Annotated in this window: 13 protein-coding genes; 8 read left to right on the top strand and 5 right to left on the bottom strand. The window is 40.1% G+C overall.

Annotation, left to right across the window (positions count from 1 at the left end; translation table 11 throughout):
• Positions 1-28: 28 nt before the first annotated feature.
• The 5 genes from KXJ80_RS00720 to KXJ80_RS00700 all read right to left on the bottom strand — a co-directional run bounded on the left by KXJ80_RS00720 (position 29) and on the right by KXJ80_RS00700 (position 8,238).
• Entirely contained in the window at positions 29-4,231 is a 4,203-nt protein-coding gene (locus tag KXJ80_RS00720; protein ID WP_259474347.1) for a conjugal transfer protein TraG N-terminal domain-containing protein, read from the bottom strand.
• Positions 4,232-4,247: 16 nt separating this feature from the next.
• The gene (locus KXJ80_RS00715; protein WP_259474346.1) at positions 4,248-5,651 is read right to left on the bottom strand and encodes a conjugal transfer protein TraH; all 1,404 of its coding nucleotides are present in this window, start codon (positions 5,649-5,651) and stop codon (positions 4,248-4,250) included.
• The gene (gene traF / locus KXJ80_RS00710; protein WP_259474345.1) at positions 5,651-6,640 is read right to left on the bottom strand and encodes a conjugal transfer protein TraF; all 990 of its coding nucleotides are present in this window, start codon (positions 6,638-6,640) and stop codon (positions 5,651-5,653) included. Before traF ends, KXJ80_RS00715 begins: the two co-directional genes overlap by 1 nt.
• 255 nt (positions 6,641-6,895) lie before the next feature.
• A complete protein-coding gene (locus KXJ80_RS00705) occupies positions 6,896-7,603 on the bottom strand; it encodes a hypothetical protein (RefSeq protein ID WP_259474344.1) in 708 nt (235 codons plus the stop codon).
• Positions 7,604-7,626: 23 nt separating this feature from the next.
• Positions 7,627-8,238 carry a hypothetical protein gene (locus KXJ80_RS00700; protein ID WP_259474343.1) on the bottom strand — a complete coding sequence of 204 codons (612 nt, stop codon included), beginning with the start codon at positions 8,236-8,238 and terminating at the stop codon, positions 7,627-7,629.
• A gap of 1,076 nt (positions 8,239-9,314) precedes the next feature.
• On the opposite strand from KXJ80_RS00700, the gene mobI reads away from it, so the two are divergent.
• From mobI to KXJ80_RS00660, 8 genes are all read left to right on the top strand, one after another.
• Positions 9,315-9,785: a conjugative transfer protein MobI(A/C) gene (mobI, locus tag KXJ80_RS00695; protein WP_259474342.1), complete on the top strand. Its 471-nt coding sequence runs from the start codon at positions 9,315-9,317 to the stop codon at positions 9,783-9,785.
• Between the two features lie 10 nt (positions 9,786-9,795).
• The gene (locus tag KXJ80_RS00690; RefSeq protein ID WP_259474341.1) at positions 9,796-10,518 is read left to right on the top strand and encodes a hypothetical protein; all 723 of its coding nucleotides are present in this window, start codon (positions 9,796-9,798) and stop codon (positions 10,516-10,518) included.
• A complete protein-coding gene (mobH, locus tag KXJ80_RS00685) occupies positions 10,518-12,980 on the top strand; it encodes a MobH family relaxase (protein WP_218679058.1) in 2,463 nt (820 codons plus the stop codon). The genes KXJ80_RS00690 and mobH overlap by 1 nt, the downstream gene beginning before the upstream one ends.
• Complete coding sequence (traD, locus tag KXJ80_RS00680) at positions 12,973-14,874, top strand: conjugative transfer system coupling protein TraD (RefSeq protein WP_218679057.1); 1,902 nt, start codon at positions 12,973-12,975, stop codon at positions 14,872-14,874. The genes mobH and traD overlap by 8 nt, the downstream gene beginning before the upstream one ends.
• A 2-nt stretch (positions 14,875-14,876) precedes the next feature.
• Positions 14,877-15,422 (top strand): hypothetical protein, encoded by a 546-nt coding sequence (locus tag KXJ80_RS00675; protein WP_218679056.1) that lies wholly within the window; start codon positions 14,877-14,879, stop codon positions 15,420-15,422.
• Positions 15,423-15,443: 21 nt separating this feature from the next.
• The gene (locus KXJ80_RS00670) at positions 15,444-16,100 is read left to right on the top strand and encodes an IncC plasmid conjugative DNA transfer DtrJ family protein (protein WP_218679055.1); all 657 of its coding nucleotides are present in this window, start codon (positions 15,444-15,446) and stop codon (positions 16,098-16,100) included.
• Between the two features lie 13 nt (positions 16,101-16,113).
• Positions 16,114-17,103 (top strand): S49 family peptidase, encoded by a 990-nt coding sequence (locus tag KXJ80_RS00665; RefSeq protein ID WP_259474340.1) that lies wholly within the window; start codon positions 16,114-16,116, stop codon positions 17,101-17,103.
• A 141-nt stretch (positions 17,104-17,244) separates the two neighbouring features.
• Positions 17,245-17,583, top strand: coding sequence for a hypothetical protein (locus tag KXJ80_RS00660; protein WP_069455538.1), 339 nt, complete (start codon positions 17,245-17,247; stop codon positions 17,581-17,583).
• Positions 17,584-17,651: the final 68 nt, after the last annotated feature.

Genomic DNA, 17,651 nt, shown 5'->3' with positions numbered 1-17,651 from the left:
CCTTATTCACTTGTTACATTTTTGCATACTATCTCCCTCCAACATTCGCATTAGTCAAACCCATGGCTACTGGAGCATGGTCGTTATTACTACCATTATTACTCACAGAGATTGTGCTCGTCGCTGGTGGCTGTGTAGTGTCGATTTTCGCTGCTGATCCACCAGGGCTCGCAGAAACGGGATAGATGCTTGAACCACCGAACTGTTCACTGAGTTTGTTCAAATCAGCTTCAATTTTACCTTGGCTATCATGACTTATGAAAGGCTTAGAATTTTCATACATTGTGGCTAACTGTGTTACATCTTTAGCCGATTCAACATGGGAAGCAACATCATCAAAACTCTTGGTAGGACTTGCATCATATCGAACATGCTTAGGGGTCATATTAGCTTCAATAAGGGCGTTATATGCTTTTTGAACATTACTCGTAAACGACTCATCAGAGGCAACTCTAGTGCCTGCAAGCCTTGCAGACTGGATGTTATCTTTATCCTGAGACGCGTTATTCTGTAACTTGTCATCAATAGAAGGGATTTCCTGCTCGAATTGAGAAACTGCATTTTCTAGCAGTTGTTGCTTATCGTCGCTTAATGACGGTTTAATTATCGCAGCCAATTCTTTAATATCTGCTAAATTAATTGCGTTACTATCGTGGTCTGCCTTAGTCAGATTCATCGACCGACCGTCAGCATATTGCATCGCAAATACCTTTTCGTCTTTGATAATATCGCTAACATTCTCCCCATTTAGTACCTTCTTTAACACATCAGCAGTTTTGGTTTTATCATTTAGAGAGTTAGTTGCATTGTCAGAATTGAACGAATTTACAATCCCATCATTAGATAAAGCATTCAAAATTGGATTGCCGGAAGACGTTTCGGCCCTCCCCTGCTTAATCACTTCATTAATAGCTTTTTCGCCGCCATTATTGTCTTGCTTATAGCTTTGATACCAACTATAGAGTTCGCTCAACTTAGCTAATTCTTCCTCTTTGAAATTTTGTTTCGCCAAAGGAGTACCTTTTCCATCTTCTCCTAAAAGTCCTAGCATTAACTGGGGATTATCTAACGATTGAAGTAAGGATTGGTACTGACGCCCTTCATCGCCGGGAACCTGAACCCCTCTATTGAATTTTTCAGTTGGATCGCCTTTGAAGTCAGATAATAGATTCATGCCATTAGCAGTATCTCCCTTAACATTCTCCCCAATCCACTTAGCACCTTCCTCACTTGAAGCGAGCTGAGTGATTAAATTATTCATCGCTCTGTCACCTTCGGGCTTAGTCATTTCTCCTAATGTCGCCGGAATATCACCGATGGTATTGAAGAGTTGTGCTGTCGCGCTATGGGTTCTATCCAACTTAACAATTCTATTATCAAAATTTTCTGGAGCAGAACCAACACCAACAACTCCGCCGGTTAACTGTTCACCTTGATTCTTGAATTGCGCCTTGTTATCTTCGGCCGCGTTAGCAACATTAGCAGGTCCATTTAACGTTTCATGAAGAGCCCTGTTAACCATAACTTGAGAGCCCTGTTCACGAGACCCATAAGCATTCCTAAATTCATCGGTAGTTGGCAGTTTTGGCGCAACTTGTTCTAAAGGTGCCTTACTTTGGTCTAAGTAAGATGATGTGTTACCCATAGCATCGAGTGAGTTGACTTTATTTTGATAGAGATCGCCTGCGGCAGTAGTATTAACTACTCCATTAGCCGCCATAGATTGAAAAATGTCACGGTTCATCTCGGCATCGGCCTTTTCCTTGCCAATGTCTATTCCTCTGCCACCTTCCAGCATGTTGATCTTGTCGTTCTCTTTCATCAGTTCCTGAAGAGCAAGTGCACGACCTTCACCAATGGCATTCACACTCTTTGACTCTCGTTCCTGAGCAAAGGACACTGTTTTCTCATCCAACCATTTATCGCCAGACATGCCATCCACTTGCATATCCTTAATTTTCTCCCAAAGTTCAGGGTTCTTTTTAGAAAGAAATGATCCGATATCTTGTTTATTTAATGAGGCACTAAGTCCTGCAAAATCAATATCTCTAGATGTGGAGACTTGACCAGAATTCGTAGCCATCTGAGTCAACATGAGGCCTTGTTGCTCAAGCGCCTGTGATTGCCGAGTATAGGCAGCACTTTGTTTTGCTGCTTCTTGGACTGCTGCGGTATCAGAGAAAGATGCGACATCAGAAGCAGTTGTAATCTTGGATAAATTTTGGTTAATGGCATCTTTGTTCGATACTAACTCTTGGAGGTTTTTATTGTACGATTGTTTAGCTTCTTCCGACGAATTAGCATTCGCTTGGGCTGTTGCTTTTAAGTCTGCACTAAAGCTTGCACCAACTTTCGCAGCCATACTTGCGCCTGTTCCTTTCCCTCCAAAACCTGCGCTTAAAGACAATCCCCCTTTTGCATCGGCACTTACTGCACCTGACGCTACAAGTTGCTGCGCTTCAGAAAATGACATCCCAGTAGCCTTGCTTATAGCATTTGCGGCAGCTGAAGCCCACTCAGAAACAGTAGATGCTTGAAACGACTGGCTTTCGCCGGTGTTTTTAGAAAAATTTCCCCCTTTCGATTCGTTGAAAATTGAGTCCAAAGATTGTTGTGCATTTTGAGCTAAAGTTGCCGCCTGACTTCGGAGGCTGCTCGCACCAGATGAAACGCTTGAACCGATTGATTCACCCACTGAGAATTTCCCCGCGGAACTAGAAATCATCGAATCACCGTTTAAATGGCGCCCAGTGTTAGTTTCATACTGAGATGTTTGATTACCGAATTGAGCATTTCCGTTGTGTATTGACGTGCCGGTATCAGGAGACAGGCGTTTAGAATCAATAGAAGGATCGGCCATTGCCTGTTTAGCCATGCCCTGCATTGCATGAACTCCTCGATAGAGCACAAATACACAAATTGCAGGTATGAAAGTGTAAAGCATACCGGAGATACCGATATAACTGTTAGCTGTGGCAAATTGGCTGTCGATCGCCGTTAAACTAAATTGACTTTTGCCTGCAGCAACGGCGTCATTGAAACGATTAGTCATCGCCAAAGCGGTGAACAAGTTGACCAAGACAATCATGATTGACCACATTTGGACAAACATCCATGCAGCAAAATATTGCCCTACGGCTAGAAGTCCTTGACCTGAAATAGCCAAAACCAATCCAAGAAATGGCGTTATAAAGACCGTTAAGGCTTCAAAAAACGACTGCATCACTTCCGCATTTTCCATCCAATACTCCTTTTTTGATGCATTTGCTAATTGGCGTTGTCTTATCGTATCAAACATGGCGTGTGACACTTGTTGGCCATACGGGGTGCTGGGGAAATAGTTATTAAAAACACTACTGATAAACGCAGCATTCGCGAGATCAAAAGATGATTCTGCAGAAGGGATAACCCCTTGCATACTATATTGATTTAAAAATTGGCTGACTTTAGCCAGACTTGAACCTTGAGCTGATAAGGACTTTTCCAAGTTAGCCCTATACTGCCCTGACTTCATTTGGCTATCCAGTTTGCTCCAAGCCAACTCACAACTAATCTTCTCCCCCTGCGGGTTCCCAGGCACAAGATAACTCGTGGTATTAAGGTTTGGATTGGTAACTTTCAGTAACCCCATAATATCAGCTGGTTTTGCACTTAGTACCGGTTCTATTGGGTTAGTAGCTCCAGGGGAAACCATGTTCGCGACAACATAACACTCATCAAGATAGACATTAAATGATTTACAAACATTTATATTGTTATCCAAAGGATTGGGCGTGCAAACGTCGGCAAAATTAACTGCTGAAAGGCCGACAAAATGCTGAATAGGGCTCAAAGCCTCCCAAGAATCAATCCCGACAATGGAAAATGCTTGAGCCATAATATCGGCAATTGCTGTGCCTGTATTTGTGATAATCCAACCACCCACGGCAGGTAATAGGGGTACGTTATTGATTTCTTGAAACGAATAATCGCGTTTTGATGTAACTCGTACATCGACAAGCGACTGAGGACCTAGTAAGCCGACAACAAAGATAATTGATAGAATAAAACCTTTAGCTGGAAAAGGCATTTTCTCTTGGTTGGTAGCCCATTGAAGAGAATTCCACAGTAAACCAATCACTAATGCGATGGATAGTAATAAGTAGATATCGCCAGTTGACCATAGGCGAGCTAATCCGTTAAAGACTTCAATAAGGAACGTCGGATTACCAACAGAATAAATTTCCCACATGCTGATCGACTCCTAATTATTTCTTGGTACTCAGTGTGACCGTCAATGCCGCGTCTAATCTTGCACGATCTTCAAACACTCGTTTTTGTATGTCAGTATTTCGGCTTACGGTATAAGCCTCCTTAAACCACAGTAAATCGTCTTGTGCTTGGTTTAAGCCAACCGGATACAATTGCTCACCTGTTTGCTGATTCTTTGAGGTAACGAGAGATGTTCTAACTTGAGAGACAAGATCATTGGCCATGTAATCCATAATGACCAATGTGGCTTCTAGAGCTTTATAACGAGCATAACTTCTACCAAACTCATCGTGTGGCCCAAACACTTGCATCATTAGATACATATCGTTTCCGAACCAGTACATGATCTTTGCTTCAGTATCGGTATATTTAACCGTGGGGGTTTTGTACGTTTTTTGCCAAATATCGAAGATGGATTTTCTGATCATAGGCAATATCCGTTTCGTTGTAATAGTGGCATTAACAACATTGATACAGTCCACATCGGCACATTTGTAATATTTAAGATCAACATCTTCAACATCGGAATCAATGTCGTCAGCATCGTAAAATAGATCAATGAAAAATGGCGCTCCCTTTCCCGGAACACGGGTAATACAAGTACCTTCATCAGTGATAGGTGTGCTGCAATTAGAAAGGTCAGTCGAGGTCAATACAGCGCCAAGTATGGTCAATATCAGTTCGTTATCCTTCACACTGCTAAAGGATCTAAATAGTTCTCCATTGGGTTGATTTTCAGATAACGGCTTTAATAGCGAGTTATTATTAATTTTTTTGCCAACTTGAGAAGCCAAGGCCGATGCCGATTTTTGAGACTCTGCGCCATACGTTGCATCGTTCATATCTGCCGCAAAACCCAGTGACATATTGATAGATTGCAATTTTTTTGCGACAAACCCCATTTCAGTTGACGGAGCTGATGGGGTGTCAGAGGCGAGAGCATTAGCCGCCCATTCAGCACCTTTTTTACAACCATCAATATTGAACTGATTGGCGCCATTAATGAGGGTTCTTAACTCCTCGACAACTCCAGCTGCCATAGGTGAGATTGATTGTAATGCAAGATTAAAGGCGTAAGTTGCCGCCCCCTGCATAATCCCTCGACTTAATTGAGCAAGTTCGTCGCCGGAAATAAGACTGAAGCTTCCTGCAAATATATCAATTTCACCACAAGGTCCAAGGCTAGCGTTTGGTAATCGCGCACTGACAATTGGAGCACCATCACTTAGCTTCGGGCGATAAGTAAATCCCCCGAGGTTTACCCCATAACGCCCGTTTCCATGTTGGGAAGCACTCGGTGCTGTAGTCGAATACATATCATTAAATATGTCCTGCATTGGATCTGCGACACAACTGAACACCGTTAATGATAGAAACAAACTTAATTTAGATAGTTTCATTAGTTTGGAGCTCCGATTCTTAAAGGTGTCCCAATGGGGGAGTTAGTTAAATCCACTCGACTCTGAAGCACATCATAGAGAAATGCTGGATTAGATAATTCGCTTTCTTTGACCTGCAGCAGTCCATTTGCCAACACATTCGTCCCTCTAACTGCTTGCACTGATTGAAATTCAGCATCCGTGATCCAATTGTATTTATGTGCAACATCAACCAGTGCATTTTGTATTTTTGGCAATGATGAAACGCCATTACTCAACAACTCGAATTTGGTCGCATCATTCGACACGAGAAACGTTGTAGGGGTCACCGTAACGTTAAATTGGCTCGAAGCACGTCCGTCAACATCAATCACGATCTTATCTTCCGGAATGCCAGGAATAGTGCCGCCATCTAAAGACACGTAAAGAACGTTCAATTGATATCGAGTAGCAAGGAAGTTAATAAGTGGAAGTTGTTTGACACAGTAAGGGCAGGCACTCGAATAAAAAAACCAAAGACCTGCTTGAGTGGATATTTTCTCAATCACTGGCTCTTGTGCTTTCTGAACATCATTTTTAAATCTGGACAACATAAACGCTTCAGTCGGACGGCGATGATCTTCAGACAACCAACTGGCCTCTTTGCGAAAAAATTCGCTGGTATTGGTGGCAAATTTTGAACTGATATCGAGCATTAAGCGTTGAGCAGCATAAAATGCACCTAGATTTTCTGTGGTAGGATTGTTGATGGCATTGGCTTGTAGTTGTGGTAAATTTTTCTTCAACCATTCTGCATCGATGTCAACCATCCGTTCTTCCGTTTGCGTTGAAGTTGCGGCCGGACTTTCATCGGGTTTAACCTCCGGTTCAATTTCAGGTTCGGGTGTTGGCTCATGCCAGAACCAACCTTTTTGAGATTGGTTATAAAAGTCGTCAACCGCCAAAACTACCGTCTGACAGCCAAACAAAAATATAAGTAAAGTTGCTTTTAATGCTGATTTGATAAACATACATCCCCCCCTCAATTGTGACCATAGTACCAATCGAAAGCAGAGAGCAGCTTCGTTTCAGGCGCGATTTACGTCGCTGAAATAAAAATCTGAACTATTTTGTAGAAACTGACGAAACCAAGAACTCAGGATAGATGACAGAGGCAGCACAAAACCAAAGGAGGTTGGAGATTTGCACACAACAAAGGTAACAAGAGAAAATTTTGGTATAAAAATGATGTAAACAAAACAAGCTACCGAAGTAGCTTGTTTTGTTTATCTAGAAGAAACTAACCTTATTGGTTCACTTAAACTATCTGCGGAATTATATTCGTCTTGCTTTGGCTTGCACAATAAAAGAAATAAGTCAGAAACCATTTCCGTATCAGAGTAAACGTCTTTATGTTTAGATTCAGAGAAGTGACGGAATCGTCTTGAAGCATTTGAATCTGCTAGTTCTAAAGAATCACGAGCCTTTTTGCTTTTCAATAATTTGTTTTCTTCACAAGCCCAACAATGTGTTCGTTCACAATTTTCGTGGATAACAAACTTATTATTACAATTGCTAGAGCAGCACGTGTAAACCAAATACTCGTTAGACGCTACCTTTTGAAGCATATAGGCAAATCTAGAAATGTCGCAAATCTTATCATCCAATAATTCAGGATATTGAAAAACAGCAACTTCCCATGCAGACGCTAAATAACAAATATTGATACCCTTTTTTAAGGTTGGATCTCCTGAAACCAAACCATACATTCTAAAAAGGATATTCGACAATTTGAAACCACGATTAGATCTTGCCCAAGTCTTCGAATAACCTCTCGAGAATGAAACATCCGGATTTGCATCATTAAACGTTCTAACTAAAGAAGCTGTGCCAGGTACGTATTTAGATATAATGGTTGGCATTAGACCTAATTCATGTAGACGCCTTGCTAATGAATAGTTTTGAACAAGCGACACATCCGTTGGTTGCCTCATGATAATCCCTCAAAAGTTAAAATTTATGAAACCATAGAAAATAGAGATTGCTCTACGTTCGCATACCCTATCGCACCAAGATTCAAAAGTTTTGTAAAATCTAGATTTCTATTGAGAACAAACAATGGCAATAGAGGGTCATTAAAGTGCAATTTATTCGAAATAGGGAATCTATTTTGAATAGTGTTTATCGTTGAATCATTCAAAAACAAAAGCCCTTTGGCAAATAAAGGGTCAAACTCGGCACACATGCAAATATTCATCATTATCGATGACTGACACCTCGATATTGCTTCTAACCCATCAATGCTATGAGTTATTCTTTTGCCCAATGCAATTCGTGAGTTTATTTGATTAGCTATAGATTTTTCGGCATGTATATTGTTCAACCAATAATTGAAAAGACAAGTGTTCGTAATATCTTTTCTTGGCATCAATATCCAGCTTTTTAAACCTGCAACAAAATCCGCCCAGTCATCATCACTATGGCTAACCATGACTGAAACGTGGGAACTTTTCATATCAAATAAGTCACAACAGACATTTGGATGAAGATTCGCAAACTCATGCAGCGCAATCAAATATATCTGTTGAGAAAAGAACAATGATTTATAAAAGTCTGTTCTGTTAGCCATAGATTAATTATGTAGTTGTCATTTACTCTGTTCAACAAGTTTACACACGCCTGCTTGTGTAATCAATGCCATATAGAAATACTTGTTAAAAAAATAGGAATTGATCACACTAAAAAGTTAATAAAACTCATGAGCCGAGAACAGATTCACAACCTAACACTCTGATTTAGCATGTTTTTATAGAATGATGAAGCAGGCTGTTTACAGTTGGAAAACAATCGATAAATAGTTGTTTTTTTTCCAACTATCAATCAACGTTGCGTTGATAGCAATGAAGATAACGGCATACAGGATGATAAACTAGAAAAAATGAGCTTTCTCAAATATTAAATACTTAGCCAGAAGCATAAATACGCCTTAATACCCCTACCAACTAAATTTGCATCTGTAAATAGAAAATTTATATTTGAACGATATTTTTTTCATCTCAAATTTATTGAAGTAATACTGACATTAAGAATGGTATTTGACTTTTTCACCAAGAGGTACAGGTACGAATTGAAGCTAACACCAATACCCACAACCTATTGATAAAAATGGGGTTAACCCTCATTTTCACGCAAAGCATTTCCAACATGGAAATAAAGCAGCAAAAATCATAGAACATTCCAATATTGCAATAGAATACTTTAAGACACTCGAGATTAAGGTTAAAAGATCCTTCCCTACTCCCACATCTTCCATACACGATGTGCAACTTCGGTAATTTATTGAATCAGTTATGGATGCGTTCAGAAGCGATTTAATAGAAGGTGTACGGAATCGCTGAAAGCAGATTTGAGAAGGCAGTCCCGCCTAATAATCTCCAATTCAGAACGGCAATCTCAGCGGCGGCATTCAATCATGAGATAATGAAGATATGTTTAGTTGGAAAATGCAAGGCTTTTCCAACAGGTAGTTATCTAGGAAAAAACAACAAATCAGAACCTTCTATTTAGAAAGATACCTCCGGATCTATTGTTCGATGAGAACACCTCGATATTTGTTTCAGCGACGTAAATTGCATCTGAAACGAAGTTGACCTTTCATTTTCTGTGGCATTCTCATCCGACAGATTTGAAGGGGAAATGATGTAAATGTCCATTGAGTCAGAAAATGTTAAAAAAACGTTGGTTGAGATTTCGAGCCTTTATGACGAACTCGTAGATAGAGCGCAGCTACTTGTAGATGGTTACTGGAACGAGTGGAAAGAGCAGAATAAAAAGATTTTGACATCTGGATTGCAACCTAGCCAGGAAGGTTATCAGAGAACGGGAAGAATTGCGCCGAGGCTTAAGAAGCTCAAGAACACGCACCGAGTATATCTCGAATGGTGGGATTGGAAGCAAACACCTTACAGGAAATTCCAGAATCCACGTTCTGGAATACAAATTAAACCCAATGTCAGAACAGGCTTTACTTGGTCTGTCATGTCCAAACACGCTAACACATGGGAAAAAGTATTATTCGATAAATACGAACCATTATTTAAAAAAATTCGTAAGGCACTAGCAATGCTGGCCGATCAAATTACCAACCTAAACAAAATTATCCCAACACTTATGTGAGGAATAGAAAATGCCTAATATCCAAAAACGCAAGGAAGACGTAGTTGAATCAGTAAGAAGAAAAACAGGTGTTGCAGAAATGCAACTTAAATCAGAATCAATATACCTCTATATGCGCGGCCAATCAGGAGGCACGCTTAATAATGCCATGTATCGGTTAGGCGAACTATTCAAAATGACAAGTCGTTCAGCAAATAAAACCACTCACAACATGATTAAAGAGTGGTTTGAAAACGATATTATTTCTGCGGCTAAGCTGGAAACTGAGAGTCTGATGGCCTCACTCGAAGCTCTTCAAGAGCAAATAGTTCCAGGCATTAGTTTTATAGACATAAAAACCCCTGATATGACTATTCCTGTTAATATCATTCATAAAAGTCATTTAGAAATTCTCAATTTAGTTTCTCAAATCGATTTTATAATGGATGAAATTGAAACAATATCTCTCTCATGCCCGTGGGATGAAGAAATTGAGCATGCCTCACGCACACAAGCATTGTTAATCCTTAATAATATTTCTTCAAAAATATTTAAAGTAACAAAGCCGGGTAAACGAGACGGTGGACAATTCTCTCCTATTTTCTTCATTGAAGGATTAAACAAAGGCGTATTTACTTTGTACCCTGATTTAATTGAAAAGAACAACAATGTTGTACATATTAAAAAAGCGGAAATTGATAATGAAACACCTATTACTGAAATTAATGATAATGGTTTAACAGAGGAAGAGTGATGGCAACATTATCAATACGTGCATACAAATTTAAAATGATGTTGAGTTCGTTATTATCACGTATTGATAATTTGTGGGCTAACCAATCAATACGTCCACACAAAGATGAACAGAGATTAGATGCCGTTTTGCATTATCCACTAAAAGCGGCATCAATCCCTATTGTAGATATTGAATTATTACTTGAAAGACAAATTTCAAAAATTAGGCAAATTGAAAGGGACGTTGGTTTAATTCACCAAGGTTGCGAGTTTAATTTTGTTGATTTAGTAGAAAGTACAATTCGTTCTTACATCGGGTACTGTCACTTAATCCCCGCTTCCGAAATGGATCATCACCAGTACATCGGTGGATTACTAGAGCACTCTTTAGATGTCTCAATAAAGGCATTACAGAATGCAATGAGTTATATGTTGGACGAAATGGGATTAATTGATGAAGACCAAGCCAGACGACCACGATATGAATTTGCAGCGTGGGTGTGTGGCTTATTGCATGATTCAGGAAAAATTATTTCTAATGTTCAAGTAATCGGTTCAAATGGTGACATCTGGAGGCCTCTTAACGAATCAATATTTGATTGGGCAAAGCGTTGCGACATTACTGAGTACACTGTAGTTCATCAGAAAGAGCGACTGAATAGAGATCATGAAACTAATTCCGTCCACTTCCTTCCTCTGGTACTTAACGAATCTGCTAAAAATTACTTGCTAGGCTCGCATGATGACCTGTACTCAATGATTACACAGACGTTAGTACATTATCACTCATATAAAGGCTATCTGTTTAACGCTGTCAGAAAGGCGGACTCGGACTCGACGTATGAAGACTATGCGCGAGTGTGGCTTCACGACTCATCGCGCCAAAAATCCATCACAATGGGCGTAGTCAATGCAATGAGGTCATTGTACTTGAACTGGGTGGTAAACAAACCAGGCGCCGACTTATTTGTATTCAACGGGTTAGTTTTCATTGCAGCTGATAGACCGATAAATGAAGTCATCAAGAAGTGTATCGATTACGGCATTAAGCTCCCGACATCATCCAAGGCACTGATTTCGATTTTGCTCGATAAACGCATTCTTTCAATGGTTAGTGATAAAAGCACTTATGCCAGCTTGTATTTAGGCGAGTTTACTGAGGAAGATGTTAAACAGTTTACCGAATTTAAAAATGGACCATTAAGCAAAGTTTCACCCGTTTCAGTGATTATGGTCGAGTGGCCAAACTTTGTTATTGGTGATAATCCTATACCAAGTAACGTGCTTGGCGCCATTAGATATAACACTGCCAAATCATCTAACGTGTACCAGATTTATAACCGTGAAGGTCACAAACTCGTTATGCCTTCTGAATCGCAATCGAATACGGCTAATTCAGAACAGCTTCAGTCCGCGTCGCATGGCTTGGTCAAGGCATCTAGCGAAATTCCGTTAGAACAGCATCCGACGAATATCAATGATGAGTTACCACAAGCAAATGACAAGGCTAACTCAACTATCGCGGCGCAACCAGAATCGGTGCAACCAAAGCAAAAGGCTAAACCAAAGGCTAAACCAAAGGCCAAAGCGAGCCCAAAACCAGAGGGGCTAATTCCAGAAGTGGAGAAATCAAGTCCCAAACCTGACACTGCAACGCCCGATGCCGCAATATTGAGTCCCGGAACTGATACAACCACAGAGTCCTTAGTTCAGAACGAGACTTCTACTAGTGATATGGACTCCCGCCCTTCTGCTTTGAACCCTGAATACCCTTGGGTCATAAAGAATCGCATGTTAAAGCCTGTAGACGCTGCGCTTTTAGCCTTAATGCAATCGGCCAATCAACATTATTTATGGATGGAAGGGGAATCCGTTTGCGTCGACACTGATTTTCTAATTCAACACACCAATCAAAGCCTGCCCCAACTGCTAAACGCGCTTAATTACCTGAAACTAATCAAGAAAAACGATCAGAAAAAGGACGCTTCCGTTTTAATGAAGGATGGTAAAAAGGTGACTTACATATTACTCAGCGATGAGGTTGGAATTCATTTTTGCACTGTAGTTCCAACGGTAGAGATTGAAAATGGAAATCAATTTAACTCGGTGGAATTGAACAATGAAAAAGATGTTACGAGTGGCCAAGAAAAGCCCAATTCACAAATAGAGATAATCGAAGATAAAAGCACTAAGACTGATAAATCTCCTGAAGTGGTGAAAACAGACGAACCGACCGCGGCAGATGATTACGGAGACCCTCACAATGTTCGAAGGGCAGAAGATGAGTGGGACATGCCATATCCCGAATTACTCGCAGAACTTCAAAAGGGATGCCCTGAATTGACGACATCCCAGTTAACCAAATTTTGCCGGGCTCAAGGTGTTAAAGCAAATATTTCTAACGAAGGGGTAATTACCGCCAAAATGACGGAGGTTCAACTTGACGAATTGAAGTGCAAACTAAGGGAAAACAATGAATAACAGAAACAATATTACTTACATCGAAAGCCTGTTTAGACCACTTTATGAGTTGAATGCTGCGTATGTGTATGTCGGGGCCGGCGTGGTGACAGGTATCGTCAGTAAAGTAGGTGATTTCAGCACAAGTGCCATAGACATTCCAACGATTATATCTGGTGGGTTAATGGGTGTTGGTCTGTATAAATTGATCAGCGTTTACCCGAAAATGCGTCAACAACTTAAATTATTCATAAATAAATTAGAGTTTATTGATATTGAGTTGTTGCGCTACATCAACAAGTGGGATTTCAATTCCAAAGTTGAAAACTTCCAATATGAAGATAAACGAGAAATGTATATTGGTACCGGCTTTGAATGGGGCCCACAACACGCACAACGCGCATATCAAATTCTCGATATGTCGGTAGATTTACGGGAATTGGAGTTGCCGTTTGCTTTGAAGCCTTTGGTTTACAAATACCAGAAACACACTCGAAGCATGGGTGGCAAAACTTGGATACACGCCATAGGCGAAGATAAGCCCATAATCGTTAATGAAGAAACGTTCTTTGGCCATAGTTTTATATCCGGGGTAGTAGGTTCAGGCAAAACGACATTATTGAGAATGCTAGGCACTGGCTTTATGCACATGGGAAATTCAATCGTAGTGATTGATCCCAAAGACGATAAAAATCTAAAAGAAGGTTTGCGTGCCGAAGCAAAGAAATTAGGTATTGAACATAAATTTTATGAGTTCTGTCCTGCTCGACCAAGTGAATCTTGTGCAATTGACATTCTCAAAAACTTTGCAACACCTTCAGAAATTCCTACTCGTATTGCAAGCTTATTAAAGTCTGGTAGTGGCGCAACAGACTCATTCATCGAGTTCGGCTGGCAAACAATTTCACAAGTCACTGATGGAATGATTTATTGCACAGAAAGCCCAAAATTGACTGAGATCTATCGTTACATGAGAACGGGTAAATCAGAATTACTCGAAAAAGTATTAAGCAAATTTTATGAAAAAAAGTATGGGATGCACTGGAAAGCGGAAAAACTAGATCAGATGTTGGGAATGGGCGATTCACCACTGCAAGGGATGTTGAACTACTACAACCAAAAAATACCGAGTAAAGAAAAGGTTGCTGCTGTTGATGATGTTATTCAGTTTGTGACACACAACCATGAACATGCTCAAAAAATGCTTGCGAGTGTATTTCCCCTATTCAAAGTTTTATGCAGTAACCCTTTGGACAAGCTGTTATCCCCAAATCGAGAGGATGATATTGAAGTCATCGATATAAAACGAGTGATCATGGATGGGGGGATTATCTATTGTGCACTTAACTCGATGAACGACCCACGTACGGCAGGACATCTAGCCAAGTTACTTCTAGCTGATATTTCGTCATGTTTAGGCGACAGATATAACTATGGTTCTGGACAAGAACGTCGAATATCTATTCTGGTTGATGAAGTACATGCGGCTGTTGCCGGGAACGATAGTCTGATCAACAACCTGGCTCAAGGCCGGGCCGCGAAATGCCAATTTGTACTATCTACTCAAACTATCCCTGACCTTATCGATATGACTGACGAGGCAACGGCTAACCGTTACTTAGGGTTATGTAATAATTTTTTCAGCATGAAAGTCACCGATACGATAACGCAAGAGTATGTCGCTAAACAATTTAGTCAAACAAACATCAGTGATGTTGGGATTCAATACTCAATTCAATCTGCTACAGGGCAAGGTTTAACAGAATTCAGCGGCGGGTATAAGGAGAACATAACCAAAACCAGAGAGGATATGTTTCCGACATCGTTAATCGGTGACTTACCCAAGTTGCAATATGTAGCGCGACTATCAAATGGCCAAAAGCTGAAATGCAAACTGCAAATAATTAGAGGTTAGTAATGGATATCACTCGGATAACTCAAACGAATGAAGGGATCAGCGAGATTGTTAAACGGCTAGAAGATTTGGTTGGAGGTAATAAATACTTGATCAAACATGACACTCCCATCATCGACGTAATTTTGCTTAAAGCAATGTTAGCATGGGATCGAGCTGAAGATGATGGATATGAAGAACAATGCACCCAATTTGCAAAATCAGTGTTACATGATCTTTATAAAGTCGCCAATTACAAAGTGTCGGTGGATATTAGCAATGATGAATCTATGTATTGGGACTGTGTATCACAGACATTTAATGATTTCAAAACCTCTGTAAACAAAGCTAAAAAACCCAAGAAATGTGATTGTTTTTCTGACGGTACGAGCACTAAATCTTGCAACTGCTTAAAAGTTGAATTCATAGAAAAACAATCAAAAATTTCAAATGAAGCGATTTCATTCCTTTTAGCAAGACACGTATTCAATCGAAGGCATCTTAACCTTCTTGGTTTACCCCTACCTAATCAACAGACCGTTTATTCACTGAGCCAATCATTAACTTAGTGATTCATTGAGGTAAACACGATGTCAGAACTCATTAAAGACCATGGTGTAACAAAGCTACTCACACTCATGCTACTTATTTTTACTGTGAGTCTATTTATTATTTTAACGATGGTTCCAAGCAGCATTTTTCAGCGAGAAATGGAGGTTGAAGTAAAATCATTGTCTGCATTAATGACTGAATCCAGATGGTTAGAAGTCACATTGCAAGTAGAAAGGTCATACAGACAATCGTACATCGATAGTGGTCTGCAAAAAATGGTTGAGGATACTCTCTTGCCGAAGGGTAACTTCAAAATTAAGGAGTTAGTGGAGAAGTATAAGGGTGACTTTATTCTGCAGAGAGTAGTCAACAACATCCACATTATGAGCTACCAAATGGTATATCGGATGACGATGATGAAATACTGGATTTGGGTCATGGTGCCGCTTTTTTTTGCCTTAATCTATGACGGATATATGATCAGAAAAATCCGTATGTATGAGCCCAAGCAAATATCTATTAAGAGCTCACGTATATGGACACGTTCGATTGTGTACATCATCGTTTTCACATTTTGCTATATGTTAATCCCCAATATTCTAGGACAAAAAGCGCCTTGGTTTCCGGTGTTGATGCTGATTCTGACGGGCGTAGCGTTCAAGAATATTATCCAAAACTATATGAAAGTAGCATAGGAATTAGAAAATTATGCTTTCTCAAAATACCCAGCCAGAGCTAGTCAATCTGTTAAAACAACATTTAACCATCTATAAGCGCACTAATTATGGGAAGTTAATTCTTCTCGGCGGGGTGATTTTTATAGGAATTGTGAGCAATTTGATCAGCCTTATAGAGCATGAAGATGAACACATTGCTGTTGTTCAAATAAGCGGGGAAATAGGTAGCGATGAAGATACTGGTAACGGGAAAAAGATAACAGACCACATTTTAGCGGCCATGAAAAATGAAAAGGCCAAGGTTATCGTCATCGAGGCTAACAGCCCGGGGGGGGCGCCAACCGACTCACAGACAATTAATGAAGTAATCGTTAAATATAAACAATGGAAAGCACCGTTATCGCAAGACGTTAGGGCGACAATTCTCGAGTCGATAGAAAATCCTTCAGTGATGTTTGAAGAGATAAAGACCGGAAAGTTATTTGGTGACCTAGAAAGAAAGCCGATTATCGCTGTGATTACTAAACAATGTGCCTCAGCCTGCATTCAGGCTGTAATTAACGCCGATGTCATCATAGCACAGCGAGCATCGTTGGTTGGCTCCATTGGTGTGAGGATGGATGCACTTAACTGGTCTGAGTTAGCGGGAAAATTAGGCATAACAAACACCGTTATCACGAGTGGTGAGCTAAAAGACGCGCTTAACCCTTGGAAAGCCATCGATTCAAATCAACAACAGATCATCAAAGACAAAATTCTACAACCAATCTTTGAACAGTTTAAGAATGACGTACTGCTAGGACGCGGAGATAAGCTGAAAGTTGATACTGAAATTTTGTGGTCAGGTTTGGCATGGACAGGCAGCGACGCAGTTGCATTTGGTTTAGTCGATATAACCAGTAACCCCATTGAAACCCAAGCGGCCTTAGAGTCATTGTTTGGACGCAAATACCAAACCTACTCAAAGAGCACGTTCAACCTTGGGGCTTTCATATCAAATCCATTTTCGTCCCAGTTTTAAGCATTAATGAGCTAAAAAAACATCGAAAACCTTAAAATTTTTTTTGAACAACGAATATTGCATCTGAAACGAAGATGACTGCATTTAATAGAGAGTAAATTAGTTATGGATTTATTTAAACAAACCATTGAGGATTGATTCATGGAAAACACAATTGCGTTACCCAAGTTTGAAAAAGTAAGTGCTGGCGACAAGCAAAAGATGCTATTGGGCCTCATAATTGCCATTGCGCTTGTTATGCTTCTATCATTTGAATCTCAAGCTGGTTCTGGTGGTGCGGCCTTTACTTCTATTTGGACGGAAATTTCTGGTTGGGCTGATGGTGTCCCAGGGAAAATTATTACGCTATTAGCGTTTTTCGCTAGTCTTTTCAATGTTTTAAAACAGAACTATTATTTGGCTGTAGGCGCTTTTATCGGCGGTATGTTATTGAGTCAGTCCGTTGCAATCATCAACATCTTCCTGACAGCAACAATCTAGAATCGACACTATCAAGTTCACAAACTGATGCAAGGCCGTTAGATAATTCAATATCTAACGGCCTTTTT

Source organism: Shewanella xiamenensis, assembly GCF_024971755.1.
Taxonomy (GTDB): domain Bacteria; phylum Pseudomonadota; class Gammaproteobacteria; order Enterobacterales; family Shewanellaceae; genus Shewanella; species Shewanella xiamenensis.
Note: the sequence above shows the minus strand (reverse complement) of the source record. Positions and strands in the feature narration are given on the sequence as shown.